Source organism: Aliiroseovarius zhejiangensis, from assembly GCF_014656375.1.
In the GTDB taxonomy this organism is placed as follows: Bacteria; Pseudomonadota; Alphaproteobacteria; order Rhodobacterales; family Rhodobacteraceae; genus Aliiroseovarius; species Aliiroseovarius zhejiangensis.
Genome location: NZ_BNCH01000009.1, coordinates 91,092 through 108,791, shown reverse-complemented (window position 1 = coordinate 108,791; position 17,700 = coordinate 91,092). Strand labels below are relative to the sequence as shown.

The 17,700-nt window shown below is 64.0% G+C and carries 15 protein-coding genes; 6 read left to right on the top strand and 9 right to left on the bottom strand.

The genetic code is table 11. The features are described from left to right. Window positions 1–602 precede the first annotated feature (602 nt). Window positions 603–932, top strand: a complete 330-nt coding sequence (locus IE188_RS16905; RefSeq protein WP_407648257.1) for an HAD-IA family hydrolase — start codon at window positions 603–605, stop codon at window positions 930–932. A gap of 187 nt (window positions 933–1,119) precedes the next feature. Here the strand turns inward: IE188_RS16905 and IE188_RS15540 are convergent, their stop codons facing one another. From IE188_RS15540 to IE188_RS15500, 9 genes are all read right to left on the bottom strand, one after another. Next, window positions 1,120–3,633 carry a cation:proton antiporter gene (locus tag IE188_RS15540; protein WP_191287437.1) on the bottom strand — a complete coding sequence of 838 codons (2,514 nt, stop codon included), beginning with the start codon at window positions 3,631–3,633 and terminating at the stop codon, window positions 1,120–1,122. 97 nt (window positions 3,634–3,730) lie between these two features. Beyond that, window positions 3,731–4,123 carry a CBS domain-containing protein gene (locus IE188_RS15535; RefSeq protein ID WP_191287436.1) on the bottom strand — a complete coding sequence of 131 codons (393 nt, stop codon included), beginning with the start codon at window positions 4,121–4,123 and terminating at the stop codon, window positions 3,731–3,733. Further along, window positions 4,120–4,296: a hypothetical protein gene (locus IE188_RS15530; RefSeq protein ID WP_191287435.1), complete on the bottom strand. Its 177-nt coding sequence runs from the start codon at window positions 4,294–4,296 to the stop codon at window positions 4,120–4,122. Before IE188_RS15530 ends, IE188_RS15535 begins: the two co-directional genes overlap by 4 nt. A gap of 87 nt (window positions 4,297–4,383) precedes the next feature. Further along, window positions 4,384–5,607, bottom strand: a complete 1,224-nt coding sequence (gene nqrF / locus IE188_RS15525; protein ID WP_191287434.1) for an NADH:ubiquinone reductase (Na(+)-transporting) subunit F — start codon at window positions 5,605–5,607, stop codon at window positions 4,384–4,386. Then, entirely contained in the window at window positions 5,604–6,218 is a 615-nt protein-coding gene (nqrE, locus tag IE188_RS15520) for an NADH:ubiquinone reductase (Na(+)-transporting) subunit E (RefSeq protein WP_191287433.1), read from the bottom strand. The genes nqrF and nqrE overlap by 4 nt, the downstream gene beginning before the upstream one ends. Then, a complete protein-coding gene (locus IE188_RS15515; RefSeq protein ID WP_191287432.1) occupies window positions 6,215–6,880 on the bottom strand; it encodes an NADH:ubiquinone reductase (Na(+)-transporting) subunit D in 666 nt (221 codons plus the stop codon). Before IE188_RS15515 ends, nqrE begins: the two co-directional genes overlap by 4 nt. A gap of 3 nt (window positions 6,881–6,883) precedes the next feature. After that, entirely contained in the window at window positions 6,884–7,678 is a 795-nt protein-coding gene (gene nqrC / locus IE188_RS15510) for an NADH:ubiquinone reductase (Na(+)-transporting) subunit C (protein WP_191287431.1), read from the bottom strand. Then, window positions 7,665–8,447, bottom strand: a complete 783-nt coding sequence (locus tag IE188_RS15505) for an RnfABCDGE type electron transport complex subunit D (RefSeq protein WP_191287430.1) — start codon at window positions 8,445–8,447, stop codon at window positions 7,665–7,667. Before IE188_RS15505 ends, nqrC begins: the two co-directional genes overlap by 14 nt. Continuing rightward, window positions 8,444–9,715: a Na(+)-translocating NADH-quinone reductase subunit A gene (locus IE188_RS15500; RefSeq protein WP_191287429.1), complete on the bottom strand. Its 1,272-nt coding sequence runs from the start codon at window positions 9,713–9,715 to the stop codon at window positions 8,444–8,446. Before IE188_RS15500 ends, IE188_RS15505 begins: the two co-directional genes overlap by 4 nt. Window positions 9,716–9,855: 140 nt before the next feature. Here IE188_RS15500 and IE188_RS15495 point away from each other — a divergent pair, with 140 nt between their 5' ends. The 5 genes from IE188_RS15495 (at window position 9,856) to IE188_RS15475 (ending at window position 17,699) form a co-directional block, all read left to right on the top strand. After that, entirely contained in the window at window positions 9,856–11,034 is a 1,179-nt protein-coding gene (locus IE188_RS15495; protein ID WP_191287428.1) for a cytochrome c3 family protein, read from the top strand. A 60-nt stretch (window positions 11,035–11,094) separates the two neighbouring features. Further along, complete coding sequence (locus IE188_RS15490; protein WP_191287427.1) at window positions 11,095–12,264, top strand: cation:proton antiporter; 1,170 nt, start codon at window positions 11,095–11,097, stop codon at window positions 12,262–12,264. Between the two features lie 122 nt (window positions 12,265–12,386). Beyond that, the gene (locus tag IE188_RS15485; protein ID WP_191287426.1) at window positions 12,387–12,941 is read left to right on the top strand and encodes an ImuA family protein; all 555 of its coding nucleotides are present in this window, start codon (window positions 12,387–12,389) and stop codon (window positions 12,939–12,941) included. Further along, on the top strand, window positions 12,883–14,361 hold the full coding sequence (locus IE188_RS15480; protein WP_191287425.1) for a Y-family DNA polymerase: 1,479 nt from the start codon (window positions 12,883–12,885) through the stop codon (window positions 14,359–14,361). Before IE188_RS15485 ends, IE188_RS15480 begins: the two co-directional genes overlap by 59 nt. Beyond that, window positions 14,358–17,699 (top strand): error-prone DNA polymerase, encoded by a 3,342-nt coding sequence (locus tag IE188_RS15475; RefSeq protein ID WP_191287424.1) that lies wholly within the window; start codon window positions 14,358–14,360, stop codon window positions 17,697–17,699. The genes IE188_RS15480 and IE188_RS15475 overlap by 4 nt, the downstream gene beginning before the upstream one ends. Window position 17,700: the final 1 nt, after the last annotated feature.

Below are 17,700 nucleotides of genomic sequence, written 5' to 3'. Positions count from 1 at the left end.
GTTGCGCTCAGAGTGACATTTCTGCTTTGCGAACCAGGTGACATTTCTACTTGGTTGCAACACATCAACCACCCACCACGAATTGACGCCTGCAACCGCCCACCGAACGAAATCTTCGATACAATCGGCTTCCGTTTTGCAGGCCCTTGCTTGATTGAGGTCGACGGTGGTCGAAGTGAGGGGACCGAAGGTGATGCCCTTCAGGATCCTTGCGCGTCATCCCAAGAGGGACGTCCGCCGCATTGAGCGACATTCCATCCTGCAAACAGAGAAATCAGAAGAAAGCCGAATGTCTTATGCTCGATGTAGATGGGGTCCTCGTTGAAGGCCGTCCCCGCCGATGGGCGGCGTTGGGACAGCGACCTTTTGAAGGACTTGGGAGTGTGCCCTGAAATCCTAACCAATGACTTCTTATGTGACGCGTGGAACGACATTGTCGTCGTGAAGAAGGAAATGCTGCCTGCGCTCGGGGCGGTATTGCAACGCAGGGCACCGCATATCCAAGCCAAAGGTCTGATGGACTATTGGTTTGAAATGGATTCTCGCGTCGTTCACACGGCCCTGACTGATGCCCGCGCGGCAAGACGCCAGGGAGTTCCTGTATATCACGCAACCAAACAGGAGCAGATGAGAGCAGATTACATAATGCAGTCGATGGTATTGTGTATTCTGCCAAGACAGGGGGCAAGAAACCAAGCGGCCAGTTCTATGCGATAGCGGCGCAGGTAACGGGACGACAACCTGGCCACCTGCCGCTGGTCGACGATAGTTTGGCAAATATCAAAGCCTCTCGGACATCGGGATGGAGCGCGGTTCACTGGGATGGGACCGAAAAAGCTGTCAGAAACTTTGCAGCGCAGCATTGGGTAAATTCGGCTCTTGATCGGTTTCCGCTGGCTGATATCCGATGCCGGCCTCGACGCGATGACTAACCGTTAGCTCACCCCGCACCACCTTTGCGCGGCAGATGGGTTTGACCTCTGGGTCATAAGCTGACCCCATCGCCGTTTCCTGCCTTGTGGCCCGCCGCGCGGCGGCTTCCCTGTGACGCGCATCGGTTGATACACAAGGCAGAATGCGGTGATACTCTGACACAGGCCCCACTGTGTACCCTGCTTTTCAGGGGTCAGCGGGCTTGTCGGACAGCAATGCATCGGGGTCGATGCCACGTTTTTCGGCGCTGGAACGAACAGCCGCGCGCAACGACGCGCTGCGTTTCAGAAGCGAACGGAATCGTGCCTGATCCAAGACCAAGAGCGTCGTGGGTGCGATGGCGCGGACCTCGGCGCGGCGGGCGTGTTTCATCAGGATGGCAATCTGACCGAACATTTCACCGCGACCCAGACGCCATGTCTGCCCAGCGCTTTCCAGTTCCACCGCGCCCGAGGCGATGAAGAACACGCCTTTCACCACCCCGTCCTTGCGCAAGACGATGTTGCCGGCATCCACATACTGGTGCTTCAACGCGCGACCAAGCCGCCGTGCGGTTTTGTCGTCCAGATCCGCGAACAAGGGAAACTGCCGCACCAGTTCAAACCGGCGCATGGCAAAGTCCAAGGGCGGCCGACCCTCGGCCAGCGCGCGGCGGGCTGAGAGGTCTTGCATCAGGGTGGTGTAAACCTCGGCCCCGATCAGCCCGTCTTCGCGGATGGCTGTGTATTCTCGTTCCTCAAACCGAAGGGCGGTGCGCCGGATGAAGCGGCGTTCCAGCTCTTCGGCATAGCCGGGATACTGAAGCCGTAGACCATCAAGCGCGGTTTCGACCATCTCGATCCGCCGCCCCAGAAGCTCCAGCAGCAACTCGGCGACACGGCGGCCATGGATGCGGCGGATGCGGCCCTCGATGAAGGCGTCGAGGTCACGCAGCGTCAGGCGCTGCGACAACAGACGTTCGAACCTGTCTGCGGTCAGACGCACCAACGGGCCGGACAGACCCACCCGTCGGTGCAACAGCCCCGCAACCCGAAAGCCGCGCCCATAGGCCACCGACCTGCGCGCCGCCCGTTGATAGCCACTGCGCCCACCCGTCCGCGCGCCTTCAATCAACCGGTCAGCATCCAAGAGCGTCTGCTCTGCCATCCGGGCCGAAATCGTACGCTCGCGCACCCGCGCCAGGATCATGTCGCGTTCAAACCCCGCAAGCGCGATCAGACCCAGAGTGATCCGGTCGCGATCCAGAATGTCGTCCGCAGCTTCGGTATCCCTGACCGCTTTTTCCAGACGTTCGCCAAAGGCTTTTGCCTCTGATCGCACGACCTCATGGGTCAGGGCGTAATCTTCGGTGGTGCGCGCCACGTCTTCGCGGACGGTTTGCAGGGCGACGGCAACCACCTGCCGCGACATTGCCTCGTCAATCGGGGACAGGCGATCCAGCCCCAGCCTGCCGATGACGGACCGAAGCGTGGTGCCCTGCACCAGCAGCGTGAACAAGGTGAACCCGGTGGCAAGTATGCCCACAAGGCGCTTGACCTCGACCGGAACGCGCAGGCTTTCGGTCACGGCAAGCGCCAGCGCCAGCGTGACCGCGCCGCGCAATCCGCCCCACAGGATCGCGGTTCGGTAGGGTCGTTCGACATGCGGTGACAGTCGCAACAGGGTCAGCAAAGGCAACAGGCCGAACAAAACCACGGCACGGGCGGCCAGGGCCGCGATGACAATGACGCCGATCAGAATGAAATCGCTGAACCGGACCCCTTCCAGCAATCTGGGGATCAGCAGCGCAGCCAGGATGAAGATCAGCGCCCCGGCCCAGTGGGCCAGCAGGTTCCAGACCTCGCCCAGATAGTTCCACGCCTGCGGCGGCACTCGACCCGGCCCGGCCAAGTTCAGGGTCAGTCCTGCCGCAACCACGGCGATGACGCCCGACGCCCCGATGATTTGTTCAGACCCGATATAGGCAAGATACGGCAGGGCGACCGAGACCGAGATGATCGCCAGTTCATGCGCGCTGAAAAGCGTCATCAGCCAGATCGCTCCGCGCGCTGCCAACCAACCGCTGATGGCGCCTCCGGCAATCAGCACCGGAAACTGACGGAGCGCCGCGCCCAGCTCGGGCTCCGGCATGCCCAGCATGACGAACCCCATGAACAGACCGAACAGCGCGATGGCTGCCGCATCGTTCAAAAGGCTTTCGCCTTCGATGATACGGGACAGGCGACGGGGCGCCGAAATCGACCGAAAGATCGAGACGACCGCTGACGGATCGGTCGTCGACACGATGGCCCCGATCAACAGGCAGGCTGCCAGCGGCAAGGTGCTGACCCAGGACAGTGCATAACCCACGGAAAGCGTCGCCACGACCACCGCAACCACCGCCAGCACCATGATCGGCACCCAGTCGTCCAGCATCCGGCGCAGATTCATGCCCAACGTCGCCTGAAACAGGAGCGTTGGCAGAAACACATACAGGAACACATTCGACCGGATGGGCAGGCCCAGGATCGCCTCGGCGACGGGGTTCAGGGCATCGGTCAGGTCGGTCCGCAGGAAAAAGGTCGCGGCCAGCCCGATAAGAATGCCGAGTATGGCAAGGATGACGGTGAACGGCAGGCGAAGCCGTGACGCCAGCGGCTCGGCCGCACCAATAACCAGAAAAAGCGACGCGATGACCGCGCAAACGATTACGATATCCATGAAACAGCAGTATCGGATTCGGCGGGGGACAGAAACAGAAAGCGATGGCCTGACCACGCGCATTGGCCCGGACCCTGCCAAGCTCGGGCGGGCGGCATCATCCCTCGCGCAGAAGCAGCGACAACACGTCCGAACGGTGCACGATCCCCACCAGCGCCGCCCCGTCCACCACCGGGAAAACACGGTGCGGGTGGGACAGGAACATCTCGGCGACACGGATCACATCGTCGCTGGCCTGAACGCTGACGACATCGCGCGACATCTGGTCGGCCACCTGCCCGCTCCATTCCTGATGGTAACTGGCGTGCAGGGCCGGGCGAAAACAGTCCTTCTGGGTCAGGATCCCGACCATCTGCCCATCCTCGCCCAGCACCGGGGCGGCGGCGGCTTTGGCCTCCAGCAAAATGGCAACCGCGCGCCGGATGGGCATGTCCGGTGTCAGGGTGGGACTGTCGCGGCGCATGATCGACGCGATGCGATGGGTGGTCATTGGTCGGCCCCGGCTGTGTCTGCGTGGCGCAGCGGACAGTCTGCACAGCGCCCTTCACGCAAACCTGCCGCCGCGCCACAGCTTGTGCGCACGGGGTCGCGCCCGAAGGTCAGGCCCAGCCCAAGCCCCACGGCGGCAAGACCGAAGATGGCGATTGCAAACAAGATTTCCATGTCCACCTGTCCTTATCTGGCAGCACCCGCCTGCGGGCAGCCTGGTTGCGATGATAGGGCCAAGAAGCATCGGTGCCAAATCATGCCCTATCCCCCGAAATCGTCGAAGAAGATTGACCCGGGCTCGACCCCCAGCCGTTCCAGCGTACCCAGAACGGCCGAGATCATGACGGGCGGGCCGCACAGGTAGTATTCGCAATCCTCGGGGGCGGGATGGGCGCGCATCTCGGCGTTTAGTGTTTCGTGGATGAATCCCGTCGCACCAGTCCAGCGATCACCCGGGGCTGGGTCCGACAGGGCGGGGGTCCAGCTGAAATTGGCGTGGTCCGTGGCAAGGGCTTCAAACTCGTCGGTATAGAACAGATCAGCCGCCGTGCGCGCACCATAGAAATACCGGATCCGCCGTGTCGTGCCGCGCCCCAGTTCCTGATGGATCATTGCCCGCAACGGGGCCATGCCGACGCCACCGCCGATAAAGACCATCTCGCGCGTGGTCGGCTGAACATGAAACTCTCCGAATGGGCCGGACAGATTGACCGTGTCACCGGGTTTCAGCGAAAACAGCCAGGACGAGACGATGCCGGGCGGCACGTCGTCCTCGCGCCCGGCAGGCGGCACGGCGAGCCGGATGTTGAAAACCGCGCGCCCCGCATCTTCGGGTCGGCTGGCCAGCGAATAGGCGCGCGTCACATCGGTGTCCGACCCGCCCTTCAGCCCGCGCCAATTGTTGATCTGCCAGACCTCTTCGAACTGAGGGGCAAGCTCCAGCGTTGCAAAATCAAGCTGATAGGGTGGCGCGGTGATCTGCATGAAGTCACCCGCACGGAACGCAGTCGGGTGATCGTCTGGCAAGTCGACCACGATTTCACGGATCAGTGGGGCCAGCATCCGGGTCGAGGCAACCTTGCACGTCACGCCGCCCCCCGCGCTCAGGATGTCATCGGGCACGTGCACCGCGCAATCGCCGCGCAGTGTTGTCTGGCAGGCCAGGCGCACATGCGCGCGCCGGTCCTTGGGTGACAGTACACCGCGTTCCGTCGATTGCGGCTCGCCCGCCCCGTCACCGGTCACCGTCACGCGACACAGCCCGCAGGTGCCGGACCCGCCGCAGGCCGCAGGAATGCGAATATCCGCATCGTGCAGAACGCCCAGCAGCTTGGCCCCCCGCCGCGCGTTCAGGGTCATGCCCTCATTCACCGTGACCTCGATCGTCCCTGTCGGAACCAACCGGCTGCGCGCCAACAGAAGCCCGATGGCCAGGCCGACCACAAGGGCCGCGATGATCAGGCTGCCAAGGACGATCTCGTTCATGGTGCAGCCGCCATTTGTGCAAACGAAGCAAAGCCCAGCGACATCAGCCCCGTCAGGATGAACGCGATGCCAAGCCCCCGCAGGCCTGCGGGCAGGTCGGCATAGGCAAGGCGCGTGCGGATCGCGCTGAGCATCACCACGGCCACCGCAAACCCAACGCCACTGCCCAGCCCGAAGATCGTGGACTGGCCCAGCGTATAGTTCCGCTCGACCATGAACAGGCTTCCTGCAAGGATCGCACATTGCACGGTCAGCAGCGGCAGGAACACTCCGAACGCGGCGTGAATGGCGGGAAAGAACCGGTCCAGCAGCATTTCCAGAAGCTGCACGGTCGCCGCAATCACACCGATAAACGCAATCAGCGATAGATAGGAGAGGTCAAGATCCGGCTGCCCTGCCCAGGCCCAGGTGCCAGGTGCAAGCAATCCCTGATAAATCAGATGGTTCAGGGGCACCGTCACCCCCAGCACCCCTGTCATCGCAATGCCCAGGCCGATGGCGCTTTCGGTGCGGCGCGACAGGGCAAGAAAGGTGCACAACCCCAGAAACAGCGTCAGCGGCATGTTGTCGACGAATGCCGCGAACAGGAAGAAGGACCAGGCGTCGGTCATTCTGCCGCCTCCGGTCGTGGGGGAGGCGCAAATTCGGGCGCTTCGACCTGTTCAGGGCGCACCGACCGCACGGCCCAGACAAGACCGCCCAGCAGGAAAAAGGCCGATGGCGCCAGCAACATCAGGCTGAGCGGCGTGAACCAGCCTCCCGCATCGGCCAGCGGAAGCACTTGATGGCCGAACAACTGCCCACGTCCGAACAACTCGCGGATCGCACCGATGATGATCAGCACCAACGAATAGCCAAGCCCGTTGCCGAACGCATCGACCATGGATGGCAGCGGCGGGTGATAGCGCGCATAGGCTTCGGTGCGGCCAAGAACCAGACAGTTCGTGGTGATCAGCCCGACATAGACGGACAGGGCGCGGCTGATCTGCGCGAAATAGGCTTGCAGGATCTGGTCGATGACAATCACCAGCGAAGCGACGATGACGATCTGCACGATCAGGCGGATCGTGTCGGGAATGTGCCGCCGGATCAGGCTGATCACGCCCGCCGCCAGGGTCAGCACCACGGTCAGCGACACCGACATGGTCAACGCCGTCGCCAGCGACGTCGTCACCGCCAGCGCCGAACAGATGCCCAGAATTTGCAGTGTCACCGGGTTTTGCCGGATCAGCGGATCGGTCAGAGTCGTCCAGAAGGCGGTGCGCGCGGTCATGGCTCAGAACCCCCCGCGCGCGATGGCGTCCAGCAAGGGGCCATAGCCATCCGGCCCCAGCCAGAACTGCATCATGCGCGTGAACCCGGTTCCGGTGCGTGTGGCGCCGGTGATGCCATCCACCTCGTATTCGGTGGTGGCATCGCCACGGGCCACCTTGAACCGCACCTCGCCGCTGTCATCACGGACCAGGGTGCCGGGGAAACTTTCCTGCCACGACGGGTCTTCGATCCGGCCCCCCAGGCCGGGGGTTTCGGCATGTTGAGTGATGGCGATTCCGGCAATCGTGTTCATGTCGCCATGCAGCGCCAGCATCGCGTCGAACCGACCGCCATAGCCCTGCCCCGTCACCGGCAGCAACACCAGCGAAATCTCGTCGCCTTCACGCAGCAGGAAGATCTGCGCATAGTTCGGTCGCTGGGCCAGACCGGCGATATCCTGCCCCGCGCTCAGCGGTGTCCAGTTGGCCTGATCGGCAAGGGCAACCTGAAGCGTTTCAGCCGTCACGCCCTGCGCCGCACGGCCCGTGCCAAGGTCGATCACCACCGTTGACAGCGTGCCACCCGAGGCGTCCAGCAACGTGGACATGCCCGGGATACCGCGCACAAGATCGCTGATCCGGGCCTGCTCTTCGGCGGCACGGTTTGCGGTCTGGATGGGGCGCAGGATCACGGTGGCGCCACTGACCAGCACCGCACAGACCGCCGACACCAGAAAGGCCACGATGATGGTCTTGGCACGGCTTTCATTCGGCAACGCCAGCAGGCGGCGCCAGGGGTTCCAGTCAGTTTCGGCCATGCCGCCTCCTGCGTTTGGCGATCCACAAGGTGATCGCGATTTCATCCAAGAGCGGCGTTGCAAGCGAGGTCAACAACGCCGCTGCGATGGCCATTTGAACCGGGGCTGCGCCGCTCCAGCCTGTGGCAAAGAACACGACAAGGCCCGCATATGCGCCGCCGTTCAACCAGCGGCCAAGGGATGTGCTTGCGCTTGTCACCGGATCGACGACCAGAAGCACCAGCACGATCCAGGCTGCCGGCGCGACCTCTGCGACCGGGGCACCCAGCACCAGCGCCGCACCCGCGACCAGCAACGCCCCACCCAACACGGCAGCGGGCATGATGCCGGTTGCCACCCCGATCAGAGCCGCAGGAAAAGCCGCCCAGACCACCGGGTCATCGAAGCCCGGCCACCCGTAGCCCGGAAAGCCGAACCCAAGGAAGGACAGCGTGACGGTTGCCGGGTTCACCACGTTGCGCCCCCAGCCGCCAAAGACAAGCTCGCCCATCACGACGCCGAAACTGATCCCAAGCACCAGTCGAAGCGCGCCAAGTCCTTCGGGGGCCAGCATGGCAATGGCCAGCGCCGTGACCACTGCGGCTACGGACGGGGGCTGGGCACGGGCTAGCAGGAATACGAAGTTCCAGAAGGCAAGACACAGCACTGCAATCCAGAGCGTAGCCAGCGCCGCACCCCCACCGAACCAGATCCAGAACAGTGCCAGCGGCATATAGGCCGCCAGAAGCATCAGCGCGACGGTCTCGCGATCCCACAACCCTTTCATCATGGTGCAAATTCCGCCTGAACCCGATCCAGCATGCCGCGCAACAACACGGCCAGATGCGCCTCTCCGCCCAGCACGTAGTCGACCAGCGCGATGTCATCCTCAAGCAGGGACAGGGCGCCAAGTTTCATCGCCATCTCGTCATCCCCGGAACTGAGCGCGCGCACCAGCGCCACCGCAGGCAAAGCCGCGCCAAACGCCTGGGTCAAAGCCGCCGTGGGGATCACCGGTCGGGGCAGGCCCGAACGTGTCAACGCCGAGACAAACCAATGCGGCGGCTTGCCCTTTGGTGGGCGCGGCAGGACCGTCACCTGCCGGTGGCGGGGGCCAAGCCAATGCGCCTCATGGCCATCCAGAGGCGACCCCGAAATCAGGCGATGCGCGCCGGGATTGGCAATGCGCAATGTCAGTTCGCGCAGATCGGCACCCGGTTGGGTGCGGATCGACAGGCTTTCGCGCAACCCCTCGCCCGCAAGGCGTACAAGACGCGTCATCGGCAGGATGCCGGTGTCCAGCAACTCTCCCAAAGCGGCTACATCCTCGGCGTGGATGTCCCAGACCGAGGTTTCGATCGTGGCCGGGGCCAGCGCGTGCACCTGAAATCCGGCGGCCCCTTGCGGATGGCGGGGGGCCGCCTTGACGATGTGCAGATTGTCACTGGCAAGATCGGGGCCGACCAGTGGCGCGCCATCGGTCTGACACATGAAAACCGGCCCCTCGCTCATGGTGGCGAGCGCCTGCAGACCGCGTGAGAACGCCGCCTCGCGGCCCGCCAACGCCTGGCGTGGATCGGGGGCGAAGGGGCGGGTGTCCATCGCCATCACGACGATGGCCGCAGGGTTCTCATCAGCCGGGGGCATTCCGCCAAAAGGTCGCCGTTGCAGCCAGGGCCAGACCCCAGCCGCCTGCATGAGCTTGCGAAGACCTACCCGCGTCGACGTATCGGCCACGTCATGCTGCATCACGTCACCACCTTCTTCGCGAAACAGCACGATTTCCGACAGCTTGCGACCCGGTTGAAGCGATATCCGCGCAACACGTCCGGGCATCGGCGCGACCAGCTGCACTTGCGGAGCGTCACGCAAACAGGCCACCGGCGCACCCTGCGCAACCAGATCGCCTTCGCCCACCAACGGGGTGATGCGCAGCGATCGGCCCGCCGGTGTCCGTATCCCCGCCTCTTGCGTGATCACCTCGGACGGCTCCTGCGCGCTGACAGGCGGCGACGGAAACGCAGGTGTCAGGCCGGGACCGAACCCGAGAACATTCATGTCCTCTCTCCACTTCTTTCCTGTGTCAAACGCTCGATATCGAAAGACCGTGCCCGGGGGGCTGACATACATCAATGCGTTGATAACATACTTGTGATAGTTGAAAACAGTTACACTTTGATTGCAGAGAGGAAACAGCCATGAAGCCCAAATCACCTGTCATCTTCAGCCTATCCGCCATTGTTGCGGTCCTCTCTCTTCTCGCAGGTGGTCAGGCCGTTCTGAGCCAGGACGCGGATGACGCGCCCACCGAAGACGCCGCCACGATCCCCTTTGCCCTGCCGAAATCGGGACCGTTTGATGCGGCGGATATCAAGATCGACAATAATGAAGCGATCACCAACTGGTTCCGCTCGGCCCATGCCGATGCGGCGGCCGAGGCGTTTCGCCATTGGGACGAAGACGAAGAAATCAAACCCGCCTGCGCCGCCTGCCATTCGGGCGAAGGGTTCCGAGCATTCCACGGGCTTGATGGCAGTGAACCCGGCGTGATCGACAGCCCGATCAACACCGGCGGTGTGGTGGATTGTGGCACATGCCACAACGCGGGGCTGGCCGAGGTGACCGAGGTGAAGTTCCCAAGCGGCCTGATGCACCCGGTGCAAGGGGTCGAGGCATCCTGCATGACCTGTCACCAGGGTCGCACCGCAGGGGTCAATGTCAGCACCGCGATCGCCGATATGGATCTGGACACGCCCAACCCCGAATTGCGCTTCGTGAACCCGCACTATGCCACTGCGGCCGCAACATGGCTTGGGGGATACGGGGCTGCGGGCTATCATTATGACGGGCGCTCCTATTCGGGCCGGTTCTTCCATGCCCGCCCGGTGTCGACCTGCAATTCCTGCCACGAGCCGCATACGCTGGAAATCGACTTCAAACCCTGCCTGACCTGCCACCAGGCCGACAGCATGCAGGACATCCGCATTTCGCGGCAAAGCTATTCGGGCACCGGAGATATATCGGTGGGCATTCGCGCCGACATCCAGACCAACGCCGCGCTTCTGCTGGATCAGGTGAAAGCCTATGCCAAGGACGTGGCGAAAGTGCCGATGGTCTATGACGGGACGCGCTATCCCTATTTCTTCGCAGATGCCAATGGCGATGGCGTGATCGACGAAAGCGACGGCAAGGCGGTGGCATACAACGCCTGGACCCCGCGCAGCCTGCGCGCCGCCTATAACTGGAAGCTGGTCATATCCGATCCGGGCAACTATGCCCACAACCCGCCCTATATCCTTGAGCTGCTTTATGATTCGATCGAGGATCTGAGCGGTCCGCTGGGTGTGGACATGCAAAGCCTCAACCTGCTGAGGTAATCGCCCGGGCAGCCCGGTTCGCCGGGCTGTCGGCACCATTAGACCCGGGAACTGTCCGACATGGATCAGGCGCTGCTCTTGATCACGCTTGGGGTGCTTTTTCTTGGCAGTCTGCTGGCGGATAAGATCGGCCACCTGACCCGGTTGCCACGGGTCACCATGCTGTTGCTGCTGGGGCTTCTGGTCGGGCCTTCCTGTCTGGACCTTCTGCCAGCATCGGTCACCGACCTGTTTGATCCGATCTCGGTCGTCGCCCTGACCATGGTCGCTTTCTTGCTGGGTGGAGAGCTGACACGCGATAATCTGGCGCGCCATGGCCGGGCGATCTCGGCCATCTCGCTGAGCATCGTCCTTGGCACGACCGCGATCGTCTGGGGCGGCCTGACCCTTTTCGGGGTCAGCCCCGAACTTGCCCTGCTGCTTGGGGCGATTGCGACGGCGACCGACCCGGCCGCCATTTCGGACGTCATCCGCCAGTCGGGCCTGCGCAACGGGTTTACCGAAACCCTTGCCGGTATCGTGGCCATAGACGATGTGTGGGGGCTTCTGATGTTCAGTCTTTGCCTTGCCCTCGTCGATCAAACCGGCGGCTGGGCCGCGCCGCTTCTGGGCGCCGGGCGCGACATCGGTGGCGGTATCTTGCTGGGTCTTGGCATCGGTATCCCCGCCGCCCTTCTGACCGGGCGGCTGAAACAGGGCGAACCACTTCAGACCGAGGCCATCGGCGTCGTGCTGCTGACCGCCGGGCTTGCGATCTGGCTTGAGGTCTCGTTCCTGGTGGCCGGGATGGCCGCAGGTGCGATGATCGCAAATCTTGCACGCCACCACGAACACGCCTTTCACGAGATCGAGTATATCGAATGGCCCTTCATGCTGCTGTTCTTCCTGCTTGCGGGCGCATCGCTTGAACTGGACGCCGTGTGGGCGCTTGGCTGGATCAGCCTGGCCTATGTCGGCCTGCGCATCGCCGCCCGGCTTGTCAGCGGGGCCATCGGGGCACGGATCGGCGGGGTGCCGCGCGCGCAGATGCATGCCTATGGCCCTGCCCTTCTGCCGCAGGCGGGGGTGGCCGTCGGCATGGCGCTGGTTGCCGCCGAAACCTTCCCGGACTGGGCGGCGACCATCATGACGCTGACCATATCCGCCACGGTGTTTTTCGAAATCGCTGGCCCGCTGGCCACGCTTGCAACCCTTCGCCGGGTTGATCGCACGGGGCAAGACGCACCCTGAACATTCGTTGAACACGGCCCTTGCGTCATCTTGCATCCGCCGCATAATCGGGACATTCAGATTGGCTGGCCCTGCCTCGTCGGGTCGGCCCTTGCCCCGTTCACAACCCTGCCCGCGGACACATGACGCATCAGACCGTTCCTTTCTTCCCCCCAAAGCCGTCCCGAACGCACGAAGTTTGCGGGGCCGGGGCGCTCGTGTTCGCGCTGGCGTTGGCCACCCGCCTTGGTGGCCCCGTCCTGTGGGTGCGCGAAGGGTGGAAACCGGACCTGTTGCATCCCGTTGGGCTGTTGGATTTTATCGACCCCGCGGACCTTCTGATCTGCAACACCAAAGACCAGATCGACGTTCTGGCCACCGCGGAAGAGGCGCTGCGATCCGGCGCTGCCCCCCTTGTGGTGATGGAGATTGGCAAGCCTTTCGGGCTGACCGAAGGACGGCGCCTGCAACTGGCCGCCAAGGAAGGAAAAGCCACCGGGCTGGCCGTCATCCCGGACGGCATGGGCAGCAACGCCGCCGAAACGCGATGGAAATGCACACCCGTTTTCGACCCGGTGGACTCGACTCTTCAGCGTTGGGAACTTATTAAGAACAAATCAGGAACATTGGGAGTCTGGGATGTTCGATGGGATGCCACGTCGCGTCGTGTCATTATGGTTCCCCCGGCTGGCAAGTGACCGGGCTCTCAGGCTGCGCCCGGTGGATGGCCCCTTTGCCCTGACCTTCAAGCACAGCAACGCAAACCGGCTTTACTGCCTGAACCGCGAAGCCGAGCAAAGCGGGCTGCATCGCGGCATGTCTTACGCGGATGCACGCGCGTTCTGCCCCGGGTTGCACAGCCGCCCTGCGACACCCGACGGCGATCGGCGGTTTCTGCACATCCTGCGCCGCTGGGCCACGCGTTACTGCCCCTGGGTCGGGCTGGAGGGGGACGACGGGCTGGTTCTGAACATCACCGGATCGGCGCATCTGCTGGGCGGCGAGGACGCCCTTATGGCAGATCTGCGCGACCGGCTGACCCGGGCCGGATTCACGGTGCAGGCGGGGCTGGCCGACACGCGCGGCGCGGCCTGGGCACTGGCGCGACACGGCGAGGGCGTGGCCCCGATCGGCGAGGCGCTGACGGCGCTGGCAAAGCTGCCGGTGGCGGCGCTGCGGCTTGACGATGACACCTCGGTCGCGCTGCAACGGTTGGGGATCCGCTCTATCGGTGATCTTGCTGCGGCCAGGCGGGCGCCGCTGGCCCGCCGCTTCGGCCCCGGCCTGCTGATGCGGCTGGATCAGGCGCTGGGTGCCCAGCCCGAAGACATCTCACCCCTGCCCGACCCACCACATTACGGCGTGCGCATGACCTTGCCCGAGCCCATCGGCCTTCTGGCGGACGTGATGGAAGGCACCCGCCGCCTGCTGGACCAGCTTTGCGGCAAGATGAAAACGCACGAGGTCGGCGCGCGACAGCTTTGCGTGACCCTGCGCCGGTTGGATCAGGATCATCAGCAGGTCGAATTGCGGCTGGCCCGCCCTCTGCGTGATCCGCACCGCATCCTGCCGCTGTTTGAACGCGGTCTGGCCGAGGTAGAGGCAGGCTTCGGCATCGACCAGTTGCGGCTTGAAGCCACACAGGTCGACCCCCTGCCGGTGCAACAGATCAGCCATGCCGCCCACCGCGACAAGGATCAGCTTGACGATCTGGTGTCCCGGCTTGGCACCCGGATCGGGCTTGAGAACATCCACCGGTTCCTGCCCGCCGACAGCCATATTCCCGAACGCAGCTTCATCATCGCCCCCGCCGCCTATTCCGATCCCGAACGGGGGTGGAGCCGCCCGCGTCCACGCCCGCTCTGCCTGTTTCCGCCGGAACCGATTGCAGGAACGGGGCCGCAGCCGCCAGCCCGGTTCCGCTGGCGCCGCATGTCGCTGACCACAGGCCGCGCGGCGGGGCCGGAACGCATCGCCCCCGAATGGTGGCTTGAGGATGACAACTGGCGGTCCGGCCTGCGCGATTACTGGCGGGTCGAGACCACGCAGGGGCGGCGTTTGTGGCTGTTCTTCACCCCGCAGGCTCCGGGGTGGTTCGTGCAGGGGGAATTCGCATGACCGCCCCCCCGATCCCATATACCGACCGGCTGGGCTATGCCGAGCTGTGCGTCACCACGAATTTCACCTTCCTGACCGGAGCATCGCACCCGGAAGAGCTGATCACGCGGGCCGCAGGGCTGGGGCTGGCCGCCATCGCGATCACCGACCGCAATTCGCTGGCCGGTGTGGTGCGGGCCTGGAGCGCCCTGAAACAGCTTCGGCGCGAGGCCGAACAGGCGGTCGACATCCGGTCGCAGCACCGGATCGATTCGTGTTCGCGGCAGGAAATCGGCGATCCCCAACCCATCGTCAAACCCGACACGCCGCATTTGCCGAAACTGATCGTCGGCTGCCGTCTGGTCCTGCGCGACAGCACGACGGACTGGGTGGCACTGCCCCGTGACCGGGCCGCCTATGAACGGCTGACCCGGCTGCTGACCCTGGGCAAGCGCCGCGCCGAAAAGGGCCAGTGCCATCTGGATTTGCAGGATATGCTGAACGGGTGCCGGGGCATGATCCTGATCGCCCTGCCACAGGCGGGGCTGAAGACCGCCGCGCGCGACATCCAAAGAATGCGGCGGCAGTTTCCCAATCATGTCTTTCTGGGCGCCGCCCCCCGCTATGACGGCAGCGATCAGGCCTATCTGGATGCCTGTGCGCGGCTGGCCCAGAAAACCTCGGCGCCGATGGTGGCGGTGGGCGATGTGCTGATGCATCAGGCCAGCCGCCGGCAACTGGCCGATGTGCTGACCTGCATGCGTGAACATATCACCATCGACAAGATCGGCACGCGGGCCCTGCCCAACGCCGAACGGCGGCTGAAAGGGCAGGCTGACATGGCGCGGCTTTTTCGCAACCATCCGGGCGCATTGCGCCGCACACTGGAGATCGCCGACAGGTGCAGCTTCGACCTGGGCGAGCTGTCTTATGAATACCCGGACGAGATCGGCGGCGCGGAAGCCCCGCAGGCCCGGCTGGAGCAGCTGGCGCAAGACGGGCTGACGCGGCGCTATCCCGACGGTCCCCCGGACAAGGCCGTGCGGCTCATGCAAAAAGAGCTGGCCGTGGTCGACACCCTGGGGTTCGCCGCCTATTTCCTGACCGTGCATGACATCGTGCAATTTGCCCGATCACAGGGCATTCTGTGTCAGGGGCGCGGCTCGGCGGCCAATTCGGTCCTGTGCTATCTGCTGGGCATCACCGATGTCAGCCCCGACCAGATCGCCATGGTGTTCGAACGCTTCGTGTCGAAACATCGCGGCGAGCCGCCGGATATCGACGTGGATTTCGAACATGAACGCCGCGAAGAGGTCATTCAGCACATCTATGAGAAATATGGCCGCGAACGGGCCGGGCTGTGCGCCACGGTGATCCATTTCCGGTCCCGCGCCGCGATCCGCGAAGTCGGCAAGGTGATGGGGCTGAGCCAGGACGTGACCGCCAGCCTGTCGGGCCAAATCTGGGGGATGAGCAATGGCGGTGTCGATCTTGACCGCCTGCGCGAACTGGGTCTTGACCCCGAAGACCGCCGCCTGATGCAGACGATCCGCCTGATCGGCGAGGTCATCGGCTTTCCCCGGCACCTGAGCCAGCATGTCGGCGGGTTCGTCATCACCAAGGGCCGCCTTGATGCGCTGTGCCCGATCGAAAACGCGGCGATGGAGGACCGCACCATCATCGAATGGGACAAAGACGACATCGACGCGCTGGGGATCCTGAAGATCGACATCCTTGGGCTTGGGATGCTCAGTTGCATTCGCAAGGCGTTCGAGCTGCTGGAGCGGCACGAACACAAACCGCTGACCATCGCAACCGTCCCGCAAGAGGACACGGCCACCTATGACATGCTGTGCGCGGCGGATGCGGTCGGCGTGTTTCAGGTGGAAAGCCGGGCGCAGATGAATTTCCTGCCCCGTATGAAGCCCCGCACCTTCTATGACCTTGTGATCGAGGTTGCCATCGTGCGCCCCGGCCCGATCCAGGGCGGGATGGTGCAACCCTATATCCGGCGGCGGCAGGGGTTGGAAAAGCCCGAACCCTTCGGCCCCGAACTGGAAGAGGTCACGCGCCGCACCCTTGGCGTGCCGCTGTTTCAGGAACAGGCCTTGCAGATCTCGGTGGTCGGGGCAGGCTATACGGCGGAAGAGGCCGACCAGCTTCGCCGCTCGCTGGCCTCGTTCCGGCGCATGGGCACGATCGGGGCGCATCGCGACAAGTTCATCGCGGGGATGCAGGCCAAGGGCTATTCGCTTGACGTGGCCGAACGCTGCTTTTCCCAGATCGAAGGCTTCGCCGATTACGGGTTCCCGGAAAGCCACGCGGCGGCCTTTGCCATGCTGGCCTATGTCTCGGCCTGGCTGAAATGCCACCACCCGGCGGTGTTTGCCTGCGCGCTGCTGAATGCGCAGCCGATGGGGTTCTATGCCCCGGCCCAGATTGTGCGCGACGCCCGCGAACATAAGGTCGAACTGCGCCCGATCTGCGTCAACAGCAGCCACTGGGACAACACGCTGGAACACCGCGCCGATGGCACGCTGGCGCTGCGCCTTGGGTTTCGCCAGATCAAAGGGTTCAAGGAAGAGGACGCAACCTGGATCACCGCCGCCCGTGGCAACGGCTATCGCGACCCGGAAAGCCTGTGGCTGCGGGCGGGGCTGCGCCCCTCGGTGCTGGAACGGCTGGCCGAGGCGGATGCCTTTGCCGATATGGGCCTGACCCGGCGCGAGGCGCTGTGGCAGGTCCGGGCCATCCGGGGGCAGACTCCTCTGCCGCTGTTCAACGACCCGATCGACGGCGAAGGCATCCGCGAACCCGACGTGACCTTGCCCGTCATGCATCTGGGCGAAGAGGTCGTGGAAGACTATGTCTCGACCCGTCTGACCCTGCGCGCCCATCCAATGGAGCTTCTGCGCCCCGCGATGGGCGGCCTGACCCCCCACGCCGCGCTGCACAAGGTGCCACCTGGCCGCTATGCGGTCTGCGGGCTGGTGATCACCCGCCAGCGCCCCGGCACCGCATCAGGGGTGATTTTCCTGACGCTGGAAGATGAAACGGGGGTCAGCAATGTGGTGGTCTGGCCGAAGGTTTATGAGCAGTTCCGGCGCAGCGTGATGGGCGGGCGGCTGTTGCGGGTGGAAGGTTATCTGCAACGCGAAGGGATCGTGGTGCATCTGATTGCCCAGAAGATCACCGACCTGTCACACAAGCTGTCCGAACTGGGCCACCCGCTGGACGAGGCCATTGGCATCACCCAGCCCAACACCGATGACGCACCGCGCGCAAACCGCACCGCGCCCAGCGCCCGCCACCCGCGCGAACAGGCAAAGCGTCTGTTTCCCAGCCGGGATTTTCACTGAA